Annotated in this window: 13 protein-coding genes; 11 read left to right on the top strand and 2 right to left on the bottom strand. The window is 61.4% G+C overall.

Annotated features, from left to right (window positions below; genetic code table 11):
- Positions 1-134: 134 nt before the first annotated feature.
- Positions 135-1,910: a proteasome ATPase gene (arc, locus tag C7T36_RS23575; RefSeq protein ID WP_033231951.1), complete on the top strand. Its 1,776-nt coding sequence runs from the start codon at positions 135-137 to the stop codon at positions 1,908-1,910.
- 169 nt (positions 1,911-2,079) lie between these two features.
- Here the strand turns inward: arc and C7T36_RS23570 are convergent, their stop codons facing one another.
- Positions 2,080-2,652 (bottom strand): NUDIX domain-containing protein, encoded by a 573-nt coding sequence (locus C7T36_RS23570; protein ID WP_033231952.1) that lies wholly within the window; start codon positions 2,650-2,652, stop codon positions 2,080-2,082.
- A 57-nt stretch (positions 2,653-2,709) separates the two neighbouring features.
- Between C7T36_RS23570 and dop the strand changes: the two genes are divergently transcribed.
- The 4 genes from dop (at position 2,710) to prcA (ending at position 6,208) form a co-directional block, all read left to right on the top strand.
- The gene (gene dop, locus C7T36_RS23565) at positions 2,710-4,209 is read left to right on the top strand and encodes a depupylase/deamidase Dop (protein ID WP_033231953.1); all 1,500 of its coding nucleotides are present in this window, start codon (positions 2,710-2,712) and stop codon (positions 4,207-4,209) included.
- Positions 4,210-4,353: 144 nt separating this feature from the next.
- Positions 4,354-4,548, top strand: coding sequence for a ubiquitin-like protein Pup (locus tag C7T36_RS23560; RefSeq protein ID WP_033231954.1), 195 nt, complete (start codon positions 4,354-4,356; stop codon positions 4,546-4,548).
- Positions 4,545-5,423, top strand: coding sequence for a proteasome subunit beta (prcB, locus tag C7T36_RS23555; protein ID WP_033231955.1), 879 nt, complete (start codon positions 4,545-4,547; stop codon positions 5,421-5,423). Before C7T36_RS23560 ends, prcB begins: the two co-directional genes overlap by 4 nt.
- Complete coding sequence (prcA, locus tag C7T36_RS23550) at positions 5,420-6,208, top strand: proteasome subunit alpha (protein WP_045067829.1); 789 nt, start codon at positions 5,420-5,422, stop codon at positions 6,206-6,208. The genes prcB and prcA overlap by 4 nt, the downstream gene beginning before the upstream one ends.
- Positions 6,209-6,218: 10 nt before the next feature.
- Here the strand turns inward: prcA and C7T36_RS23545 are convergent, their stop codons facing one another.
- Positions 6,219-7,640 carry a phosphatase PAP2 family protein gene (locus tag C7T36_RS23545; RefSeq protein ID WP_181317509.1) on the bottom strand — a complete coding sequence of 474 codons (1,422 nt, stop codon included), beginning with the start codon at positions 7,638-7,640 and terminating at the stop codon, positions 6,219-6,221.
- Positions 7,641-7,783: 143 nt separating this feature from the next.
- Here C7T36_RS23545 and pafA point away from each other — a divergent pair, with 143 nt between their 5' ends.
- From pafA to C7T36_RS23515, 6 genes are all read left to right on the top strand, one after another.
- Complete coding sequence (pafA, locus tag C7T36_RS23540) at positions 7,784-9,142, top strand: Pup--protein ligase (RefSeq protein ID WP_181317503.1); 1,359 nt, start codon at positions 7,784-7,786, stop codon at positions 9,140-9,142.
- A 43-nt stretch (positions 9,143-9,185) separates the two neighbouring features.
- A complete protein-coding gene (locus C7T36_RS23535) occupies positions 9,186-10,196 on the top strand; it encodes a YafY family protein (protein ID WP_045067827.1) in 1,011 nt (336 codons plus the stop codon).
- Complete coding sequence (locus C7T36_RS23530; RefSeq protein WP_045067826.1) at positions 10,196-11,173, top strand: YafY family protein; 978 nt, start codon at positions 10,196-10,198, stop codon at positions 11,171-11,173. The genes C7T36_RS23535 and C7T36_RS23530 overlap by 1 nt, the downstream gene beginning before the upstream one ends.
- A gap of 123 nt (positions 11,174-11,296) precedes the next feature.
- Positions 11,297-11,563, top strand: a complete 267-nt coding sequence (gene tatA, locus C7T36_RS23525) for a Sec-independent protein translocase subunit TatA (RefSeq protein ID WP_033231961.1) — start codon at positions 11,297-11,299, stop codon at positions 11,561-11,563.
- An 89-nt stretch (positions 11,564-11,652) separates the two neighbouring features.
- Entirely contained in the window at positions 11,653-12,684 is a 1,032-nt protein-coding gene (tatC, locus tag C7T36_RS23520; protein ID WP_045067825.1) for a twin-arginine translocase subunit TatC, read from the top strand.
- A gap of 85 nt (positions 12,685-12,769) precedes the next feature.
- The gene (locus C7T36_RS23515) at positions 12,770-15,496 is read left to right on the top strand and encodes an RNA helicase (RefSeq protein WP_045067824.1); all 2,727 of its coding nucleotides are present in this window, start codon (positions 12,770-12,772) and stop codon (positions 15,494-15,496) included.
- The last annotated feature ends 52 nt before the right edge of the window (positions 15,497-15,548 follow it).

Raw genomic sequence — 15,548 nt, 5'->3', positions numbered from 1 at the left:
ATGGCTTACTTTTGGTTCAGGAGCGGTCTCGGTGTGGCAGTCGCGGCTGTGAAATCGAACTCGCGCACCGTGTCTGGCGACACTTGGGCCGCGATGCCGGTAGCGTTGATCTATCGCACTGGGAGGAGACGCATATGAGCTCGACAGAGAACCCGGATTCGGTTGCGGCAGCAGAAGAGCTTCACGCGTTACGAGTGGAATTGCAGGTTCTGCGGCGTCAACTCGCACAGTCGCCGGAGCAGGTGCGGGAGTTGGAGTCGAAACTTGACTCGCTCGCAATCCGAAACGGCAAGTTGATGGACACTCTCAAGGAGGCCCGTCAACAACTGATCGCTTTACGCGAAGAGGTCGACAGACTCGGTCAGCCGCCGAGTGGCTACGGCGTGCTGCTCGCAGTTCACGAAGACAAAACGGTGGACGTTTTCACGTCCGGCCGCAAAATGCGTCTGACGTGTTCACCGAATATCGACACCGACACGCTCACTCAGGGTCAGACCGTGCGGCTCAACGAGGCCCTCACCATCGTGGAAGCCGGTGGTTACGAGCAGGTCGGCGAAATCAGCACTCTGCGTGAGGTACTCGACGACGGCTTGCGGGCGCTGGTAGTCGGGCACGCCGACGAAGAGCGAATCGTGTGGCTTGCTGCGCCCTTGGCAGCGGTGTTCGCCGATCCCCAGGCCGACATCATCGCCTATGACGCCGATTCCCCGACCAGGAAGCTGCGCCCGGGCGACTCCCTGCTGGTCGACGCCAAAGCCGGTTATGCGTTCGAGCGTATTCCCAAGGCCGAGGTCGAAGATCTGGTCCTCGAAGAGGTGCCGGACGTGCATTACGACGACATCGGTGGCCTCGGTCGGCAGATCGAACAGATCCGGGACGCCGTCGAACTGCCCTTCCTGCACAAGGACCTGTTCCACGAGTACTCACTGCGTCCACCGAAGGGTGTACTGCTTTACGGTCCGCCCGGTTGCGGTAAGACCCTGATCGCGAAGGCAGTCGCCAATTCGTTGGCGAAGAAGATCGCCGAAGCCCGCGGGCAGGACAGCAAGGACGCAAAGTCCTACTTCCTCAACATCAAGGGCCCCGAGCTTCTGAACAAGTTCGTCGGCGAAACCGAACGCCACATTCGGATGATTTTCCAGCGGGCCCGCGAAAAGGCGTCCGAAGGCACCCCGGTCATCGTGTTCTTCGACGAGATGGACTCCATTTTCCGTACCCGCGGTTCAGGAGTCTCCTCGGATGTGGAAACGACAGTGGTTCCGCAGTTGCTCAGTGAGATCGACGGTGTGGAAGGCCTCGAGAACGTCATCGTGATTGGTGCGTCCAACCGCGAGGACATGATCGACCCTGCCATTCTGCGGCCGGGTCGTCTGGACGTGAAGATCAAGATCGAGCGTCCCGACGCCGAATCCGCGCAGGACATCTTCTCGAAGTACCTGGTCGACGGTCTGCCGATCAATGCCGACGACCTCGCCGAGTTCGGTGGCGATCGCGCAGCATGCCTCAAGGCGATGATCGTTCGCGTTGTGGATCGCATGTACGCGGAGAGCGAGGAGAACCGTTTCCTCGAAGTCACCTACGCAAACGGTGACAAGGAAGTCCTGTTCTTCAAGGACTTCAACTCCGGTGCCATGATCCAGAACATCGTCGACCGGGCGAAGAAGTACGCCATCAAATCGGTACTCGATACCGGTGCACCGGGATTGCGGGTTCAGCATCTCTTCGATTCGATCGTCGACGAGTTCGCCGAGAACGAAGACCTGCCGAACACCACCAATCCTGATGACTGGGCCCGTATTTCGGGTAAGAAGGGTGAGCGGATCGTCTACATTCGCACCCTTGTCACCGGCAAGAACGCCAGTGCCAGCCGCGCTATCGACACCGAGTCCAACACGGGCCAGTACCTGTAGGACGCCGCAGCAGAATCGGGCCGGCACTCGCAAGAGTGCCGGCCCGATCTGTATTCGAGCGCATGCCAACTCGATCCTGACTGCACACAACCGCGTCGAAAATGGCCAGATGTGACATCTCAGCGCTGGTCGTGTGCCGATACGCACGCCCAACCCGAACCTGTCCCGATCATTCGCTGCTGAGTTGGCTCCATCGGTAGTCGGCCAACAACACCCGGGTATCGGGCACGAAGGGCCACGACGGGTCCTTCAGATGCGCGTCGAGCTCAGCCAGGGTCCACCACCCTCCGTCGGAAATTTCGCTCGGTTGATGGATGACGGGACCGTCGTAGCGGAGCTCGAAGGCAAACAAATGACAGCGCAATGCGTGACCGCCCCATTCTCCGTCCCAGGAGATTCTGGCGATTTCCGTCAGCGCAAGTGGAGTGTCCTCGGTGCCGAAGATTCCGAGTTCTTCACCGACTTCACGCACAGCCGTGTCGAGTGGTGATTCACCGGGGTCGACGACGCCGCCGGCGATGCAGTCGTGATGGCCACCGAAGACCGCTTTGCTTGTAGTTCGGCGATGAACGTACACGCGCTCGCCGTCCGTGGAGCGCACGAGAACTCCTGAACTGGCGTGCCAGAGTCCGTCTCGATAGACAAGGCTGCGAGGCGCCTGGCCGATCGGTTTACCGAACTGGTCGTACACCGCAACAACCTCATCTGATCGTTTTGTGTCGGTGTCAGGTGGATGCTGCATTCCTCCTACTGTGCCACCACTGCAAGTACTGACGCTCGATCGCATAGTCTCGAACGTATGCAGCGGATTATCGGTGTCGAGGTCGAGTACGGAATATCTTCACCCAGTGAGCCTTCGGCGAATCCGATACTCACATCCACCCAGGCGGTACTGGCGTACGCCGCCGCCGCGGGTGTACCCCGAGCGAGGCGTACACGCTGGGACTATGAGGTGGAATCGCCCCTGCGTGACGCCCGTGGATTCGACCTGGGGCGACTCAGCGGGCCGGCTCCGGTGATCGACGCCGACGAAATCGGTGCGGCAAATATGATTCTCACCAACGGTGCCCGCTTGTACGTCGATCACGCACATCCCGAGTATTCGGCACCTGAAGTGGCCGATCCACTCGACGCGGTGATCTGGGACAAGGCCGGTGAGCGGGTCATGGAAGCAGCTGCTCGCCACGCCTCGAGTGTTCCCGGCGCGCCGCGCCTGCAGTTGTACAAGAACAACGTCGACGGCAAGGGTGCCTCGTACGGCACCCACGAGAACTACCTGTGCTCCCGGGCGACCCCGTTCACGGACATCGTTGCCGGTTTGACGCCCTTTTTTGCGTCTCGCCAGGTCATTTGCGGTTCCGGTCGCGTGGGCATCGGCCAGTCCGGGGACGAGGCAGGTTTCCAGCTGTCGCAGCGAGCCGATTACATCGAGGTCGAGGTCGGGCTGGAGACGACTCTCAAACGCGGAATCATCAACACCCGCGACGAACCGCACGCCGACGCGGACAAGTACCGTCGTCTGCACGTCATTATCGGTGACGCGAACCTTGCGGAGATGTCCACGTACCTCAAGGTGGGGACCACGGCGCTGGTTCTCGATCTGATCGAAGCGGGCGTCGATCTGACGGATCTGCAGTTGGCGCGCCCCGTCACCGCGGTTCACCACATCAGCCATGATCCGACCCTGCGCAAGACCGTCGCCTTGTCCGACGGGCGCGAGTTGACTGGGCTTGCGCTGCAACGTATTTACCTCGAACGCGTCGCGAAGTTCCTCGATCGGGAAACTGATCGGGATGCGCGCGCCGACGACATCGTGTCCAAGTGGGCCATGGTTCTCGATCTTCTCGAACGCGATCCGATGGACTGCGCACACATCCTGGACTGGCCGGCAAAGCTGCGCCTGCTCGAAGGTTTCCGCAACCGCGAAGGTCTCGCTTGGTCTGCTCCGCGCCTGCATTTGGTCGATTTGCAGTATTCCGATGTCCGTTTGGACAAGGGTTTGTACAACCGATTGGTTGCCCGCGGATCGATGGAACGACTGGTCACCGAGCAACAGGTGCTCGACGCGGTGTCCAATCCGCCCACCGATACGCGTGCGTATTTCCGTGGTGAATGCCTCCGTCGATTCGGTGGCGATATCGCTGCTGCCAGCTGGGATTCGGTGATATTCGACCTCGGGGGTGAATCGCTGATCCGGATACCGACCCTGGAACCACTGCGCGGCAGTAAGGCTCATGTGGGTGCTCTGCTCGACTCCGTCGACAGCGCTGCGGAGTTGGTGGATCAGCTGACACATTGATTTTGGTGCCTAATCGCGGCCGAGTCTCCCGGCGCGTGACGGTGTCGCTCGGTAGGGTAAAGGTCCGAGCGGATCAGTAACCGAGACTGCTGGGCAGAACAGGATGCTCGTGAGAGCTCCCTTCACACAAGGAGGTCGACGGCGATGGCTCAAGAACAGACGCAGCGTGCCGGTGGCGGCGAAGACGACGACACCACTGGCGGCGACGGTAGTGCCGGCCAGGAACGTCGCGAGAAGCTCGCTGCAGAAACCGACGACCTACTCGACGAAATCGACGACGTGTTGGAAGAGAACGCCGAGGACTTCGTCCGCGCTTACGTGCAGAAGGGCGGCCAGTGACGGTGGATCGCGCGCCCCGGATAACCGACGGGGACACACGGTTGAGCTTCGGCTCCAATCTGTCGTCATTCTCGGAATATCTTCGAGTGCACGCACCGGAGCATCTTCCGCAGAACCGATTCGCTGACAGGGGAGGTGTAACCATGGGCGGGGGTGATGTTGCTCCGCACGGGACCACGATCGTCGCGATCAGTTACGCCGGTGGCGTGTTGCTTGCCGGCGATCGCCGGGCGACCATGGGCAACCTCATCGCCAGCCGTGACGTGCAGAAGGTGTACATCACGGACGACTACTCGGCTGCGGGGATTGCCGGGACCGCCGGCATCGCGATCGAACTGGTGCGCCTGTTCGCGGTTGAACTCGAGCATTACGAGAAGATCGAAGGCGTTTCACTCACGTTCGACGGCAAGGCAAATCGTCTGTCGTCGATGGTGCGTGGCAACCTCGGCGCCGCAATGCAGGGACTCGCAGTTGTACCGCTGCTGGTCGGCTACGACGTGGACGCCGTCGACCCTACGACGGCGGGTCGCATCGTCTCATACGACGTCGTGGGTGGGCGGTACGAGGAACGTGCCGGCTATCACGCTGTCGGATCGGGATCATTGTTCGCGAAGTCGGCGCTCAAGAAGTTGTATTCACCGGGCATCGACGAGGCCACTGCGCTTCGTTTGGCGGTAGAGGCTCTGTACGACGCCGCCGACGACGATTCGGCGACGGGTGGACCAGACGTTACGCGCGGAATTTACCCGACCGCAGTCACGATCACCGCAGCAGGAGCCGTGGAACTGTCCACGGAGCGGGCGGCCGAAATCGCCAGGGACATTGTTGCGGCGCGTACGGCGCTCGGTAATCCGGAAGGGGGTTCTGCGCTATGACGATGCCGTATTACGCATCAGCCGAACAGATCATGCGCGATCGTTCGGAATTGGCGCGCAAAGGAATTGCCCGTGGACGAAGCGTCGTCGTACTGACGTATCGCGACGGTGTGGTGTTTGTCGCGGAGAATCCGTCGACGGCGTTGCACAAGGTCAGTGAGTTGTACGACCGTCTCGGTTTTGCGGCCGTCGGCAAGTACAACGAATTCGAAAATCTCCGTCGTGCGGGCATTGTGCACGCGGACATGCGCGGGTACTCGTACGACCGTCGTGACGTCACAGGCCGTTCGCTCGCCAATGCGTACGCCCAGACTCTGGGCACAATTTTCACCGAGCAACCCAAACCGTACGAGGTCGAGATCTGCGTTGCGGAAATCGGCCGCTTCGGTAGCAACACGCCGGCTCAGCTGTATCGGATCACGTACGACGGTTCGATTGCCGACGAGCAGGAATTTGTGGTCATGGGCGGCACCACAGAGCCAATCGTTACCGCGATGCGCGAGTCGTATCAGCGAGACCTCGATCTGGAGTCCGCTATACGTATCGCAGTTGGAGCATTGCAGAAGGGTGGGCCGGCGCCCGTCGGAACAACCGAGGCCGAGCCCAGGGTGCTGACTGTCGAGGCACTGGAAGTTGCAGTTCTCGACAACAACCGTCCGCGCCGTGCGTTCAAGCGAATCTCGGGAGCAGCACTCGAAGCCATGCTGCCATCGGCAGCAGAGCCCCAGAGTAAGGCTGAGAAGACTGAGGATGCGCCGCCGTCAAACGGCGACGCACCCCAATAGCAACTGTTTTTCAGTCCTTCGAGATTCTGTAGACGGCAACCGCGGCCGGTTCGGTACTGAAATCGAACCGGCGCGCGTCTGCCACAACTTCACCGTCGGTGGCAATCGCTACAGACTCGGCATTCACCTGAACCGAGAGCGTCGGCGCCAGGGCGTGGATGTAGACCGGTGAGCTGCCCAATGTTCCTGTGGCAGCGGCAAACAGCAACCGGGCGCGGGAGAATTTCCGGTCGGCTCGCAAGTATCGGACGTCGAGCAGTCCACGGTTGAGTTCGGGCCGCGACATCGGGACCTGGTCGCCGGGGGAGTACCGGCCGTTTCCAACGAAGAGCATCCAGATACTGGCCTTGGTGCCGTCGATGGTGACACTCATCGGCTCTGCGGCGGCTAGCACGCGGATCATCGCCGCGGCGGCCGCCGGCCACTTGCCGAATCGCGGTTCCCACTTTTCACGTAGCCGTACCGCATCCGGATAGCCGCCCAGACTGGCTGTGTTGAGAAAACGAGCGGTAACCCCGGTATCGGTTGTCACCACGGCATGATCGACAAACGCTGCTTGTCCGGACTCGACCGCCGTCACCGTTTCAGCAACGTCCGCGACACCGACGTCGCGGGCAAAGTGGTTGAGGGTTCCACCTGGGAAAACTGCGAGCGGAAGATTGTGTCGTGTTGCCGCGTCCGCGACCGTGACGACGGTGCCGTCGCCGCCGCACACACCTACCGCTCGTGGTTTCGACTCACGAAGCTTCGCTTCGATCTGCTTGTCGAAATCTATGTCCGGGTTGAATTCGATAATGACTGCTGCGGGCAGGGCTTCCCGGATCGCATCCACGATGCCGTCGTCTTCGCTGCCGGATCCGGGATTTGTGAAGACGACCAGTCCGTCGCCTCCAGGCAGCGCAGGTACCACACACTCGGGACCAAGATCCGCGGGTTCTTCGTCGCGTACTGCCCACCACCTGCGCGTTCCCGCTGCCACGGCACCTCCGACGGCTATTCCGGCGAACACGTCCGAAGGCCAGTGCACCCCGTTGTGGACGCGTGAATAGGCGACGGCCGCGGCCAGTGGAGCGAGTACTGCGCCGGTTGTCGGAGATTCCATTGCTACCGCGGTAGTGAATGCGGCTGCGGAGGCGCTATGACCCGACGGGAACGACGAGGACGTCGGGAACTCGACTCCGCGCTTCGGGTTGATCCACGCGCGGACGGGTGGGCGTCGACGGGGAAAAAGCGGTTTCAACACACCGTTTGCCAGTGCGCTCGATCCGGCCAATGCGAGCATTCCGCGGGCAGCCGCGCGGCGCGGTTGTCCGCCGATCAGCGCGAGGACACCGGCGATAGCCATCCACAGGAACCCGTGGTTGGCTGCTCGCGAGAGCCGCCGCATCACGGAATCGAGCGTGGAAGGCTTCAGTGCGCCAGTGCTTTCCATCCATTTGACGTCGGTTCGGACAAGTTTTCGGTGCAGGTAGCTCACCCCGCCACACTATGCCGACTCGAGATGTTGTCGAGTCGTGACGCCACGGGAGTTCGTCAACACGGGTGAAGCGGGCATTCTGGTTGTACTGTCGAAGTGTGCAGAGACGAATCATGGGTATCGAGACGGAATTCGGCGTTACCTGCACCTTTCACGGGCACAGGCGACTGAGCCCCGACGAGGTTGCTCGTTACCTCTTCCGTCGTGTCGTGTCGTGGGGTCGTAGTTCCAACGTCTTCCTCCGCAACGGAGCGCGCCTGTACTTGGATGTTGGTTCTCATCCGGAGTACGCAACCGCCGAGTGCGACAGCCTCATCCAACTGGTCAACCACGACCGGGCCGGTGAGCGAGTTCTCGAGGAACTGCTCATCGATGCGGAAGAGCGGTTGGCAGAAGAGGGAATCGGTGGCGACATCTACCTCTTCAAGAACAACACCGACTCCGCCGGAAACTCGTACGGTTGCCACGAGAACTTCCTGGTCGCGCGAGCTGGCGAGTTCTCCCGCATCTCCGACGTGCTGTTGCCGTTCCTCGTGACGCGTCAGTTGATCTGCGGTGCCGGAAAGGTTCTGCAGACACCGAAGGCAGCCACGTTCTGTCTCTCCCAGCGTGCCGAGCACATCTGGGAAGGCGTCTCGTCGGCCACCACACGTTCGCGTCCGATCATCAATACCCGCGACGAACCTCATGCCGACGCCGAGAAGTACCGTCGCCTGCACGTCATCGTGGGCGACTCCAACATGGCCGAGACCAGCACGATGCTGAAGGTCGGCTCTGCCGCCTTGGTGCTCGAGATGATCGAGGCTGGAGTCTCCTTCCGCGACTTCGCCCTCGACAATCCGATTCGTGCCATCCGAGAGGTCAGCCACGACGTCACCGGAAAGCGTCCGGTCCGGTTGGCCGGCGGCCGCCAGGCCAGTGCTCTCGACATCCAGCGTGAGTATCACTCGAAGGCTGTGGAGCACCTGCGCAATCGCGAACCGGATCCGCAGGTAGAGCAAGTTGTCGATTTGTGGGGCCGCATGCTCGACGCCGTCGAAGCCCAGGATTTTGCGAAGGTCGACACCGAGATCGACTGGGTGATCAAGCGTAAGTTGTTCCAGCGCTACCAGGATCGTCACGGATTTGATCTGTCGGACCCGAAGATCGCGCAGCTCGATCTTGCGTATCACGACATCAAGCGTGGGCGCGGAGTGTTCGACGTGTTGCAGAAGAAGGGCTTGGTCAAGCGCGTCACGGAGGACGAAACGATCGACGACGCCGTCGACAACCCACCGCAGACGACACGCGCGAAACTTCGCGGCGATTTCATCACTGCAGCGCAGGCCGCGGGGCGTGACTTCACCGTCGACTGGGTGCATCTCAAGCTCAACGATCAAGCTCAGCGAACAGTCCTGTGCAAGGACCCGTTCCGTTCGGTCGACGAGAGAGTTGAGCGACTCATCGCGTCGATGTAGTGCGCTGACGTGTCGGCAACCGCAGAGCCACTAGGATTTCGGCGTGGCGACATCGAAAATCGAGCGGTTGATGAACTTGGTGATTGCATTGCTCTCCACCAGGCAGTTCCTCACTGCGGAGAAAATCCGTGATTCAGTAGCCGGTTACAGCGATTCCGCCAACTACGAGGCGTTCTCTCGGATGTTCGAGCGGGACAAGAACGAGCTTCGTGACCTCGGAGTTCCGTTGGAGACGGGACCGGCTGGGCGGTTTTCGACGGTCGAGGGATATCGGATCAATCGCAATGCGTATGAGCTTCCTGATGTCGATTTGACCAGCGAAGAGTCGGCGGCCGTTGCCGTTGCCGTGCAGCTGTGGGAATCGCCCGAGCTGATTTCCGCCGCACAGAGCGCCTTGCTCAAACTGCGTGCTGCCGGTGTGCAGGTCGACGGGGATGTTTCCGCCGCGCCGATTACCGCGATTCCGGCTCGCTCACGTGGTTCCGAACCGGCTCTCGGGAAGCTGCTCGCCGCAGTCGACGCGGGCCGGGCCGTTCATTTCCAGCATCGCGCTGCGCTCAACGAACCGTTCATCGAGCGGACAGTGGAGCCGTGGGGCGTGGTCACGCATAACGGCAAGTGGTATCTGGTCGGTCATGATGTCGATCGGGACGCTGTCCGCACGTTCCGCCTGTCCCGCATCGGTGACGATGTTCGCGAATTCGGCCCAGTCGGCGCGGTGCACAAACCGGAGGGTCTTGATCTTCGCGAGGTTGTGGACCGAGTAACCGGATCCGGTGTCGTGACCGGTACCGCGACTGTCTGGGTGGCGGCGAACCGCGCACACGAGCTGCGCAGGTTGGCGTCGTCGATGACGGATCGGACGCTGACCGAACGCGAGGGAAGCGTTCTGTCGATCCCGGTTCGATCGTGGGAGTGGACTGCCAGATTGATCGCCGGACACGGGGCAGATGCGTTGGTGCTTGATCCGCCGGACCTGCGGGCTGACGTGATCACCAAACTTCAAGGTGCTGCGGCACGCTCGGAGATTGCCGAGCAGAAGGAAACTCACTGATGAACAATCGCCTGTCGTCGAGGCTTGCTCGATTGCTGAATCTTGTTCCGTTTTTCATCGCGAACCCTGGAATGAGCGCCGCGGAGGCTGCCGCCGAACTCGGTGTCAGCACAACGCAGTTGATGAACGATCTCAATCAGTTGTGGGTGTGCGGGCTGCCCGGGTACGGCCCGGGCGATCTGATCGACCTGTCATTTTCCGAGGAGAGCATCGACGTCACGTTCTCCGCTGGTATCGACCGCCCCCTTCGGTTGACGTCGACCGAAGCGACCGCGTTGCTCATCGCGTTGCGCTCGCTGGTGGAGATGCCGGGCATGGTCGATCCGTCCGCGGCGCAACGAGCAATTGCCAAGATCGAAGCGGCGGCAGGCTCTGCGGCAGCGCGCGCCACGGGTAACGGGCATGAGGCCGAACCGGAAGTGGATGTCGCCGAAGATCCGGTAACGGCGACGGTCCGGTCGGCGCTGGCTGATCGGCGCGCACTGAAGCTGACCTACTACTCGGCTTCGCGGGACGCGGTGTCCGAGCGGGTGGTCGATCCAGTGCGAATCGTGTTGGTCGACAATTTCAGCTATCTCCAGGGCTGGTGCCGCCAGGCCGAGGGTGTGCGGTTGTTCCGATTCGATCGGATCGATGCGGCAATCGAACTCGACGAGCCGTCCACTCCGCCACCGCACGCGCTCGACGAGGATTCCAGTCTGGAATTGTTCAGCGGCGACGGATCACTGCCCGAAGCCCGATTGTTCGTAGCTCAGAACTGTGTCTGGATGCTCGATTACTACCCGATGGACGTCCAGAAGGTGAACGACGACGGTTCCGTCGAGGCAACAATGAGTTTCGGGACACTCGAGTGGATGGCACGGTTGGTTCTCGGGTTCGGTGAGGGTGTTCGGGTGCTTGCACCGCCGGAACTGGTTGCCGAAGTGCATAATCGGGCGGTGACGGCATTGGACGCCTACGACACGATCGGATCGTGAGCGGGCTTCACAGCAACCGCGCATGAAACAAACAGGTAAACGGTAGCTGAAGTAAGGACTTGGAAGCCTCCTTACGCCGGTTGTGTCCGGTAGCATCGAGGAATCTGATCATGGGAGGTCATTATGGGTGCAATGCAGCCGATGCATTGGCTGATTGTTGCTGTTGTCGTTGTCATTCTGTTCGGGTCGAAGAAACTGCCCGACGCAGCTCGAGGACTCGGCCGTTCACTGCGCATCTTCAAGAGTGAAGTCAAGGAAATGCAGAATGACGACGCGGCTCCTGCTGCGCCCGTCGTTGCTCAGGCCCCGGCTCAGCTGCCGACCGCACAGGTGACCGCTACCGGCGCTGCTGCTCCGATCGCGCAGCCGACCGAAGTCAAGCCGCTCTAGCTACATGCCGCTGTCCAACCGGGGTGAAATCTGTATTCACCCCGGTTGTGTGCTGACCAAAACCAGTTTGCCAAGAGCAGGATGTACCAGTGCGAATTCCGTTAGACCCGCGTAACCGCCAGCGGAAGGTCAACCCCGACGGCACCATGTCGTTGATCGACCACCTGTACGAATTACGAACTCGACTGCTGTTCGCGTTCCTCGGTGTCATCATCACCACCGCCTTCGGATTCTTCTGGTATTCCGCGTCGATTTTCGGGATCGAAAGCCTCGGCGACCTCTTGCGCGGACCGTACTGTGAGCTTCCGGTCGAAAGCCGCGCAAACCTCAGCGTCGACGATGCGTGTCGTTTGCTGGCAACCGGGCCGTTCGAGCAGTTCATGCTGCGATTCAAGGTGGCCCTCACCGCGGGGATCGTGCTTGCCAGTCCGATCTGGTTGAACCAGTTGTGGGCATTCATCACTCCGGGCCTGTATTCGAAGGAACGCCGCTACGCCGTGGCGTTTGTCACCGCGGGTGCCGGCCTCTTCATCCTCGGTGCCGTTCTTGCGTACCTGGTCGTGTCGAAGGCTTTGCACTTCCTTCTCACCATCGGTGACAACGTTCAGATCACCGCGCTCAGTGGTTCCGAGTACTTCGGATTCATCATCAACCTGCTGCTGATTTTCGGCGTCAGTTTCGAGATTCCGCTACTGGTCGTCGTACTGAACTTTGCGGGAATCCTTACCTACGAGCGGCTCAAGGCGTGGCGTCGCGGCTTGATCTTCGGCTTGTTCGTGTTCGCGGCCATCGCGACTCCGGGTTCGGACCCGTTCTCGATGCTCGCGCTTGCACTCTCGCTCACTCTGCTGTTCGAGTTCGCGGTACAGATTGCGCGCATCAACGACAAGCGCAAGGCCAGGAAGTCCGGCGAAGACTGGGGCGCACTGTCGGACGAGGAAGCGTCGTCGATCTCGGCGCCGACCGACTTGAACGAAGCTTTGGACGAACCCGCGAAGCCGAAGGCGGAGTCACGCGGATTGTTCGGCCGGAAGTCGAAGGCGAAGGCAACTGCCGCGACCGAAGCCGGTTCCGGTGCTGCCGGCAACACGTCGGGCCAGGACTTTACCGACACCCTGTGAGGCGTTCCCCGGTACCTTGTGAGGCGTGTCTCCAGGGTGCTGGGGTTGCCGTGTCGCCGGCGTGTGACACGCTGACGAGGTGGTTATGAGTAGTAGTGAAACGAGTTCTGATGTTGAGCTCAGCAAATTTGCTTCGGGGCTGAAGTTCGATCTCGATCCGTTCCAGATCAACGCCTGCCGCGCCCTCGAAGAGGGTCACGGTGTGCTGGTGTGCGCGCCGACAGGTGCGGGAAAGACTGTGGTCGGCGAATTCGCCGTCCACCTGGCGTTGGCTGCTGGGCGAAAGTGCTTCTACACCACGCCCATCAAAGCATTGAGCAATCAGAAGTACGCCGAACTGAGCGAGCGATACGGCCCCAGTGAAGTCGGTTTGCTCACCGGAGACACCAGCATCAACTCCGACGCTCCTGTTGTTGTCATGACCACCGAAGTGCTTCGCAACATGCTGTACGCCAATTCGGAGGCGTTGCGCGGTCTGTCACACGTTGTCATGGACGAGGTTCACTACCTGGCCGACCGGTTCCGCGGCGCAGTGTGGGAAGAAGTGATCCTGCACCTGTCCGAGGACGTGCGGTTGGTGAGTTTGTCCGCCACCGTGAGCAATGCCGAGGAATTCGGCGCCTGGATGGAGACTGTCCGCGGTGACACCACCGTTGTGGTCGACGAGACGCGGCCGATTCCGTTGTGGCAGCACATCATGGTGGGGCGCCGGATCTTCGATCTCTTCGACAGCCGTAGCAATCCTTCGGCCGGACCCTCGAAGTTTGTTGTCAACCAGGATCTGGTTCGGCATGTCAAACAACGTCAGGCCCTCGACCGGGTGGAAAGCTGGCAGCCGCGCGGCCGCGGCCGCAGTCGCTACCAGAGTGCCAACGATTTCCGGCCACTTCCCAGGCCGGACGTGATCGCACAACTGGACAAGGAAGGTTTGCTGCCGGCAATCACCTTCATCTTCTCGCGCGCCGGGTGCGATGCCGCGCTGACTCAGTGCGTTCGCTCGAGGCTGGATCTGACGACTCCCGAACAGGTGCGTGAGATCGACACGATCATCGACAAGCACATCGGTGGCCTCCCCAAAGAGGACTTGGAGGTGCTCGGTTACTGGGAGTGGCGTAAGGCGTTGCAGCGCGGTCTGGCAGCCCATCACGCCGGGATGCTGCCCGCTTTCCGGCAGACGGTCGAGGAGTTGTTCGTCAAGGGCCTCGTCCGCGCTGTATTCGCCACTGAAACTCTGGCACTGGGCATCAACATGCCGGCCCGCACCGTGGTTCTCGAACGGCTGGTCAAGTACAACGGCGAAACTCACGCTGAGCTGACGCCGGGTGAGTACACACAGCTCACCGGTAGAGCTGGCCGACGCGGCATCGATATCGAGGGGCATGCAGTCGTCCTGTGGCAGCCAGGTGTCGAACCGACCGACGTCGCCGGCTTGGCGTCCACCCGAACATTCCCGCTGCGCAGCTCTTTTCGGCCGTCATACAACATGTCGATCAATCTGGTGGATCGCATGGGCGTCAAGGAATCCCGCACGCTGCTCGAGCGCTCGTTCGCCCAATTCCAGGCGGACCGCTCCGTGGTAGGCGTGGTGCGGAGCATCGAACGCAACGAGACCGCGCTGAAAGCGTTGCAGGACAAGCTCGGTGGTCCAGACGGTGAGTACTACGAGTACGCGTCGTTGCGTGATCGACTGAGCGATCGGGAACGCAAACTCGAACGAGAAAGTCGTGAGGATCGCCGCGATCAGGCCGTCGCGTCGCTGCGTACGCTGCGACGCGGTGACGTCATCGCGATTCCGATCGGACGCCATTCGGGTACCGCCGTTGTGCTTGTGCCGGACAACGATCCGAAGGATCCACGGCCGTTGGTTCTCGCCGAAGATCAGTGGGCCGGAAAACTGTCCGCCGCGGATTTCCCCGAAGCTGCCGAAACGCTCGGTGTGATGCGGTTGCCGAAGTTCGTCGATCACCACACCGGACGGTCGCGGCGCGATCTGGCGTCGGCGTTGCGCAGCACCGGATTCACCGCGCCGCGCCGGAAGAAGCGGCACAAGGGCGGCGCGTCCGAGGACGCCGAGGTGGCGTCGTTGCGTCGCGCGATTCGGTCGCACCCGTGCCACAGTTGGCCCGATCGTGACCATCTCGGTCGTATCGGGGAGAAGTACAACCGGCTGGCTCGGGAAACACAGGCACTGCGACAAAAAGCGGCAGCCACCACCAATTCCTTGGCGCGTACGTTCGACCGCATCGTGTCGTTGCTCAAGGAGCGCGGTTACATGAGCGCCGAGTCCGTGCCCCAAGTGACAGAAGCCGGGCAACGTCTGAGCCGGATCTACAGCGAGAGCGACTTGCTGGTGGCCGAGTGCCTACGTACTGGTGCGTGGCAGGGTCTGACTCCGCCCGAACTTGCGGCGGTCGTGTCCTCGGTCGTGTACGAATCCCGTAGGGACGGCGACACGACGAGTCGAGTTCCGACGCAGGCGATCCGTCATGCGCTCACAGACACCCAGCGTCTGTGGAGTGAACTGCGAGCGGACGAAATTCGCCACAAATTGCCGCCGACGCGTGAGCCTGATCTGGGTTTTGTCACGGCGGTCTATCACTGGGCGAGCGACAATTCGCTGGTCGAAGCGTTGCTGGCTGCCGGTGTGCAGGGGCGCGCGTTGTCGGCGGGCGATTTTGTCCGCTGGTGCCGACAGGTAATCGATCTCCTCGATCAGGTGCGGCTGACGGCTACGGATCCCGTCGTCGCGAAGGTCGCGGCGAAGGCCGTGGGGGCGATTCGTCGCGGAGTGGTCGCTCTCGACGCAGCTTGAGCGCGGACTGTGTGGTTGGATTCCCAGGAGTTGCGTGTGCACGCGGCATCTG

It is taken from the genome of Rhodococcus sp. AD45-ID, from assembly GCF_003023755.1.
Classification (GTDB): Bacteria; Actinomycetota; Actinomycetes; order Mycobacteriales; family Mycobacteriaceae; genus Rhodococcus_F; species Rhodococcus_F globerula.
This window is presented reverse-complemented; position numbering and strand designations above follow the sequence as displayed.

Bases quoted from the DNA above. Each gene is read 5' to 3' on its own strand.
- arc (WP_033231951.1), top strand. From the start codon at position 135: ATGAGCTCGACAGAGAACCCGGATTCGGTTGCGGCAGCAGAAGAGCTT.
- C7T36_RS23570 (WP_033231952.1), bottom strand. From the start codon at position 2,652: ATGCAGCATCCACCTGACACCGACACAAAACGATCAGATGAGGTTGTT.
- dop (WP_033231953.1), top strand. From the start codon at position 2,710: ATGCAGCGGATTATCGGTGTCGAGGTCGAGTACGGAATATCTTCACCC.
- C7T36_RS23560 (WP_033231954.1), top strand. From the start codon at position 4,354: ATGGCTCAAGAACAGACGCAGCGTGCCGGTGGCGGCGAAGACGACGAC.
- prcA (WP_045067829.1), top strand. From the start codon at position 5,420: ATGACGATGCCGTATTACGCATCAGCCGAACAGATCATGCGCGATCGT.
- C7T36_RS23545 (WP_181317509.1), bottom strand. From the start codon at position 7,640: ATGGAAAGCACTGGCGCACTGAAGCCTTCCACGCTCGATTCCGTGATG.
- C7T36_RS23530 (WP_045067826.1), top strand. From the start codon at position 10,196: ATGAACAATCGCCTGTCGTCGAGGCTTGCTCGATTGCTGAATCTTGTT.
- tatA (WP_033231961.1), top strand. From the start codon at position 11,297: ATGGGTGCAATGCAGCCGATGCATTGGCTGATTGTTGCTGTTGTCGTT.
- C7T36_RS23515 (WP_045067824.1), top strand. From the start codon at position 12,770: ATGAGTAGTAGTGAAACGAGTTCTGATGTTGAGCTCAGCAAATTTGCT.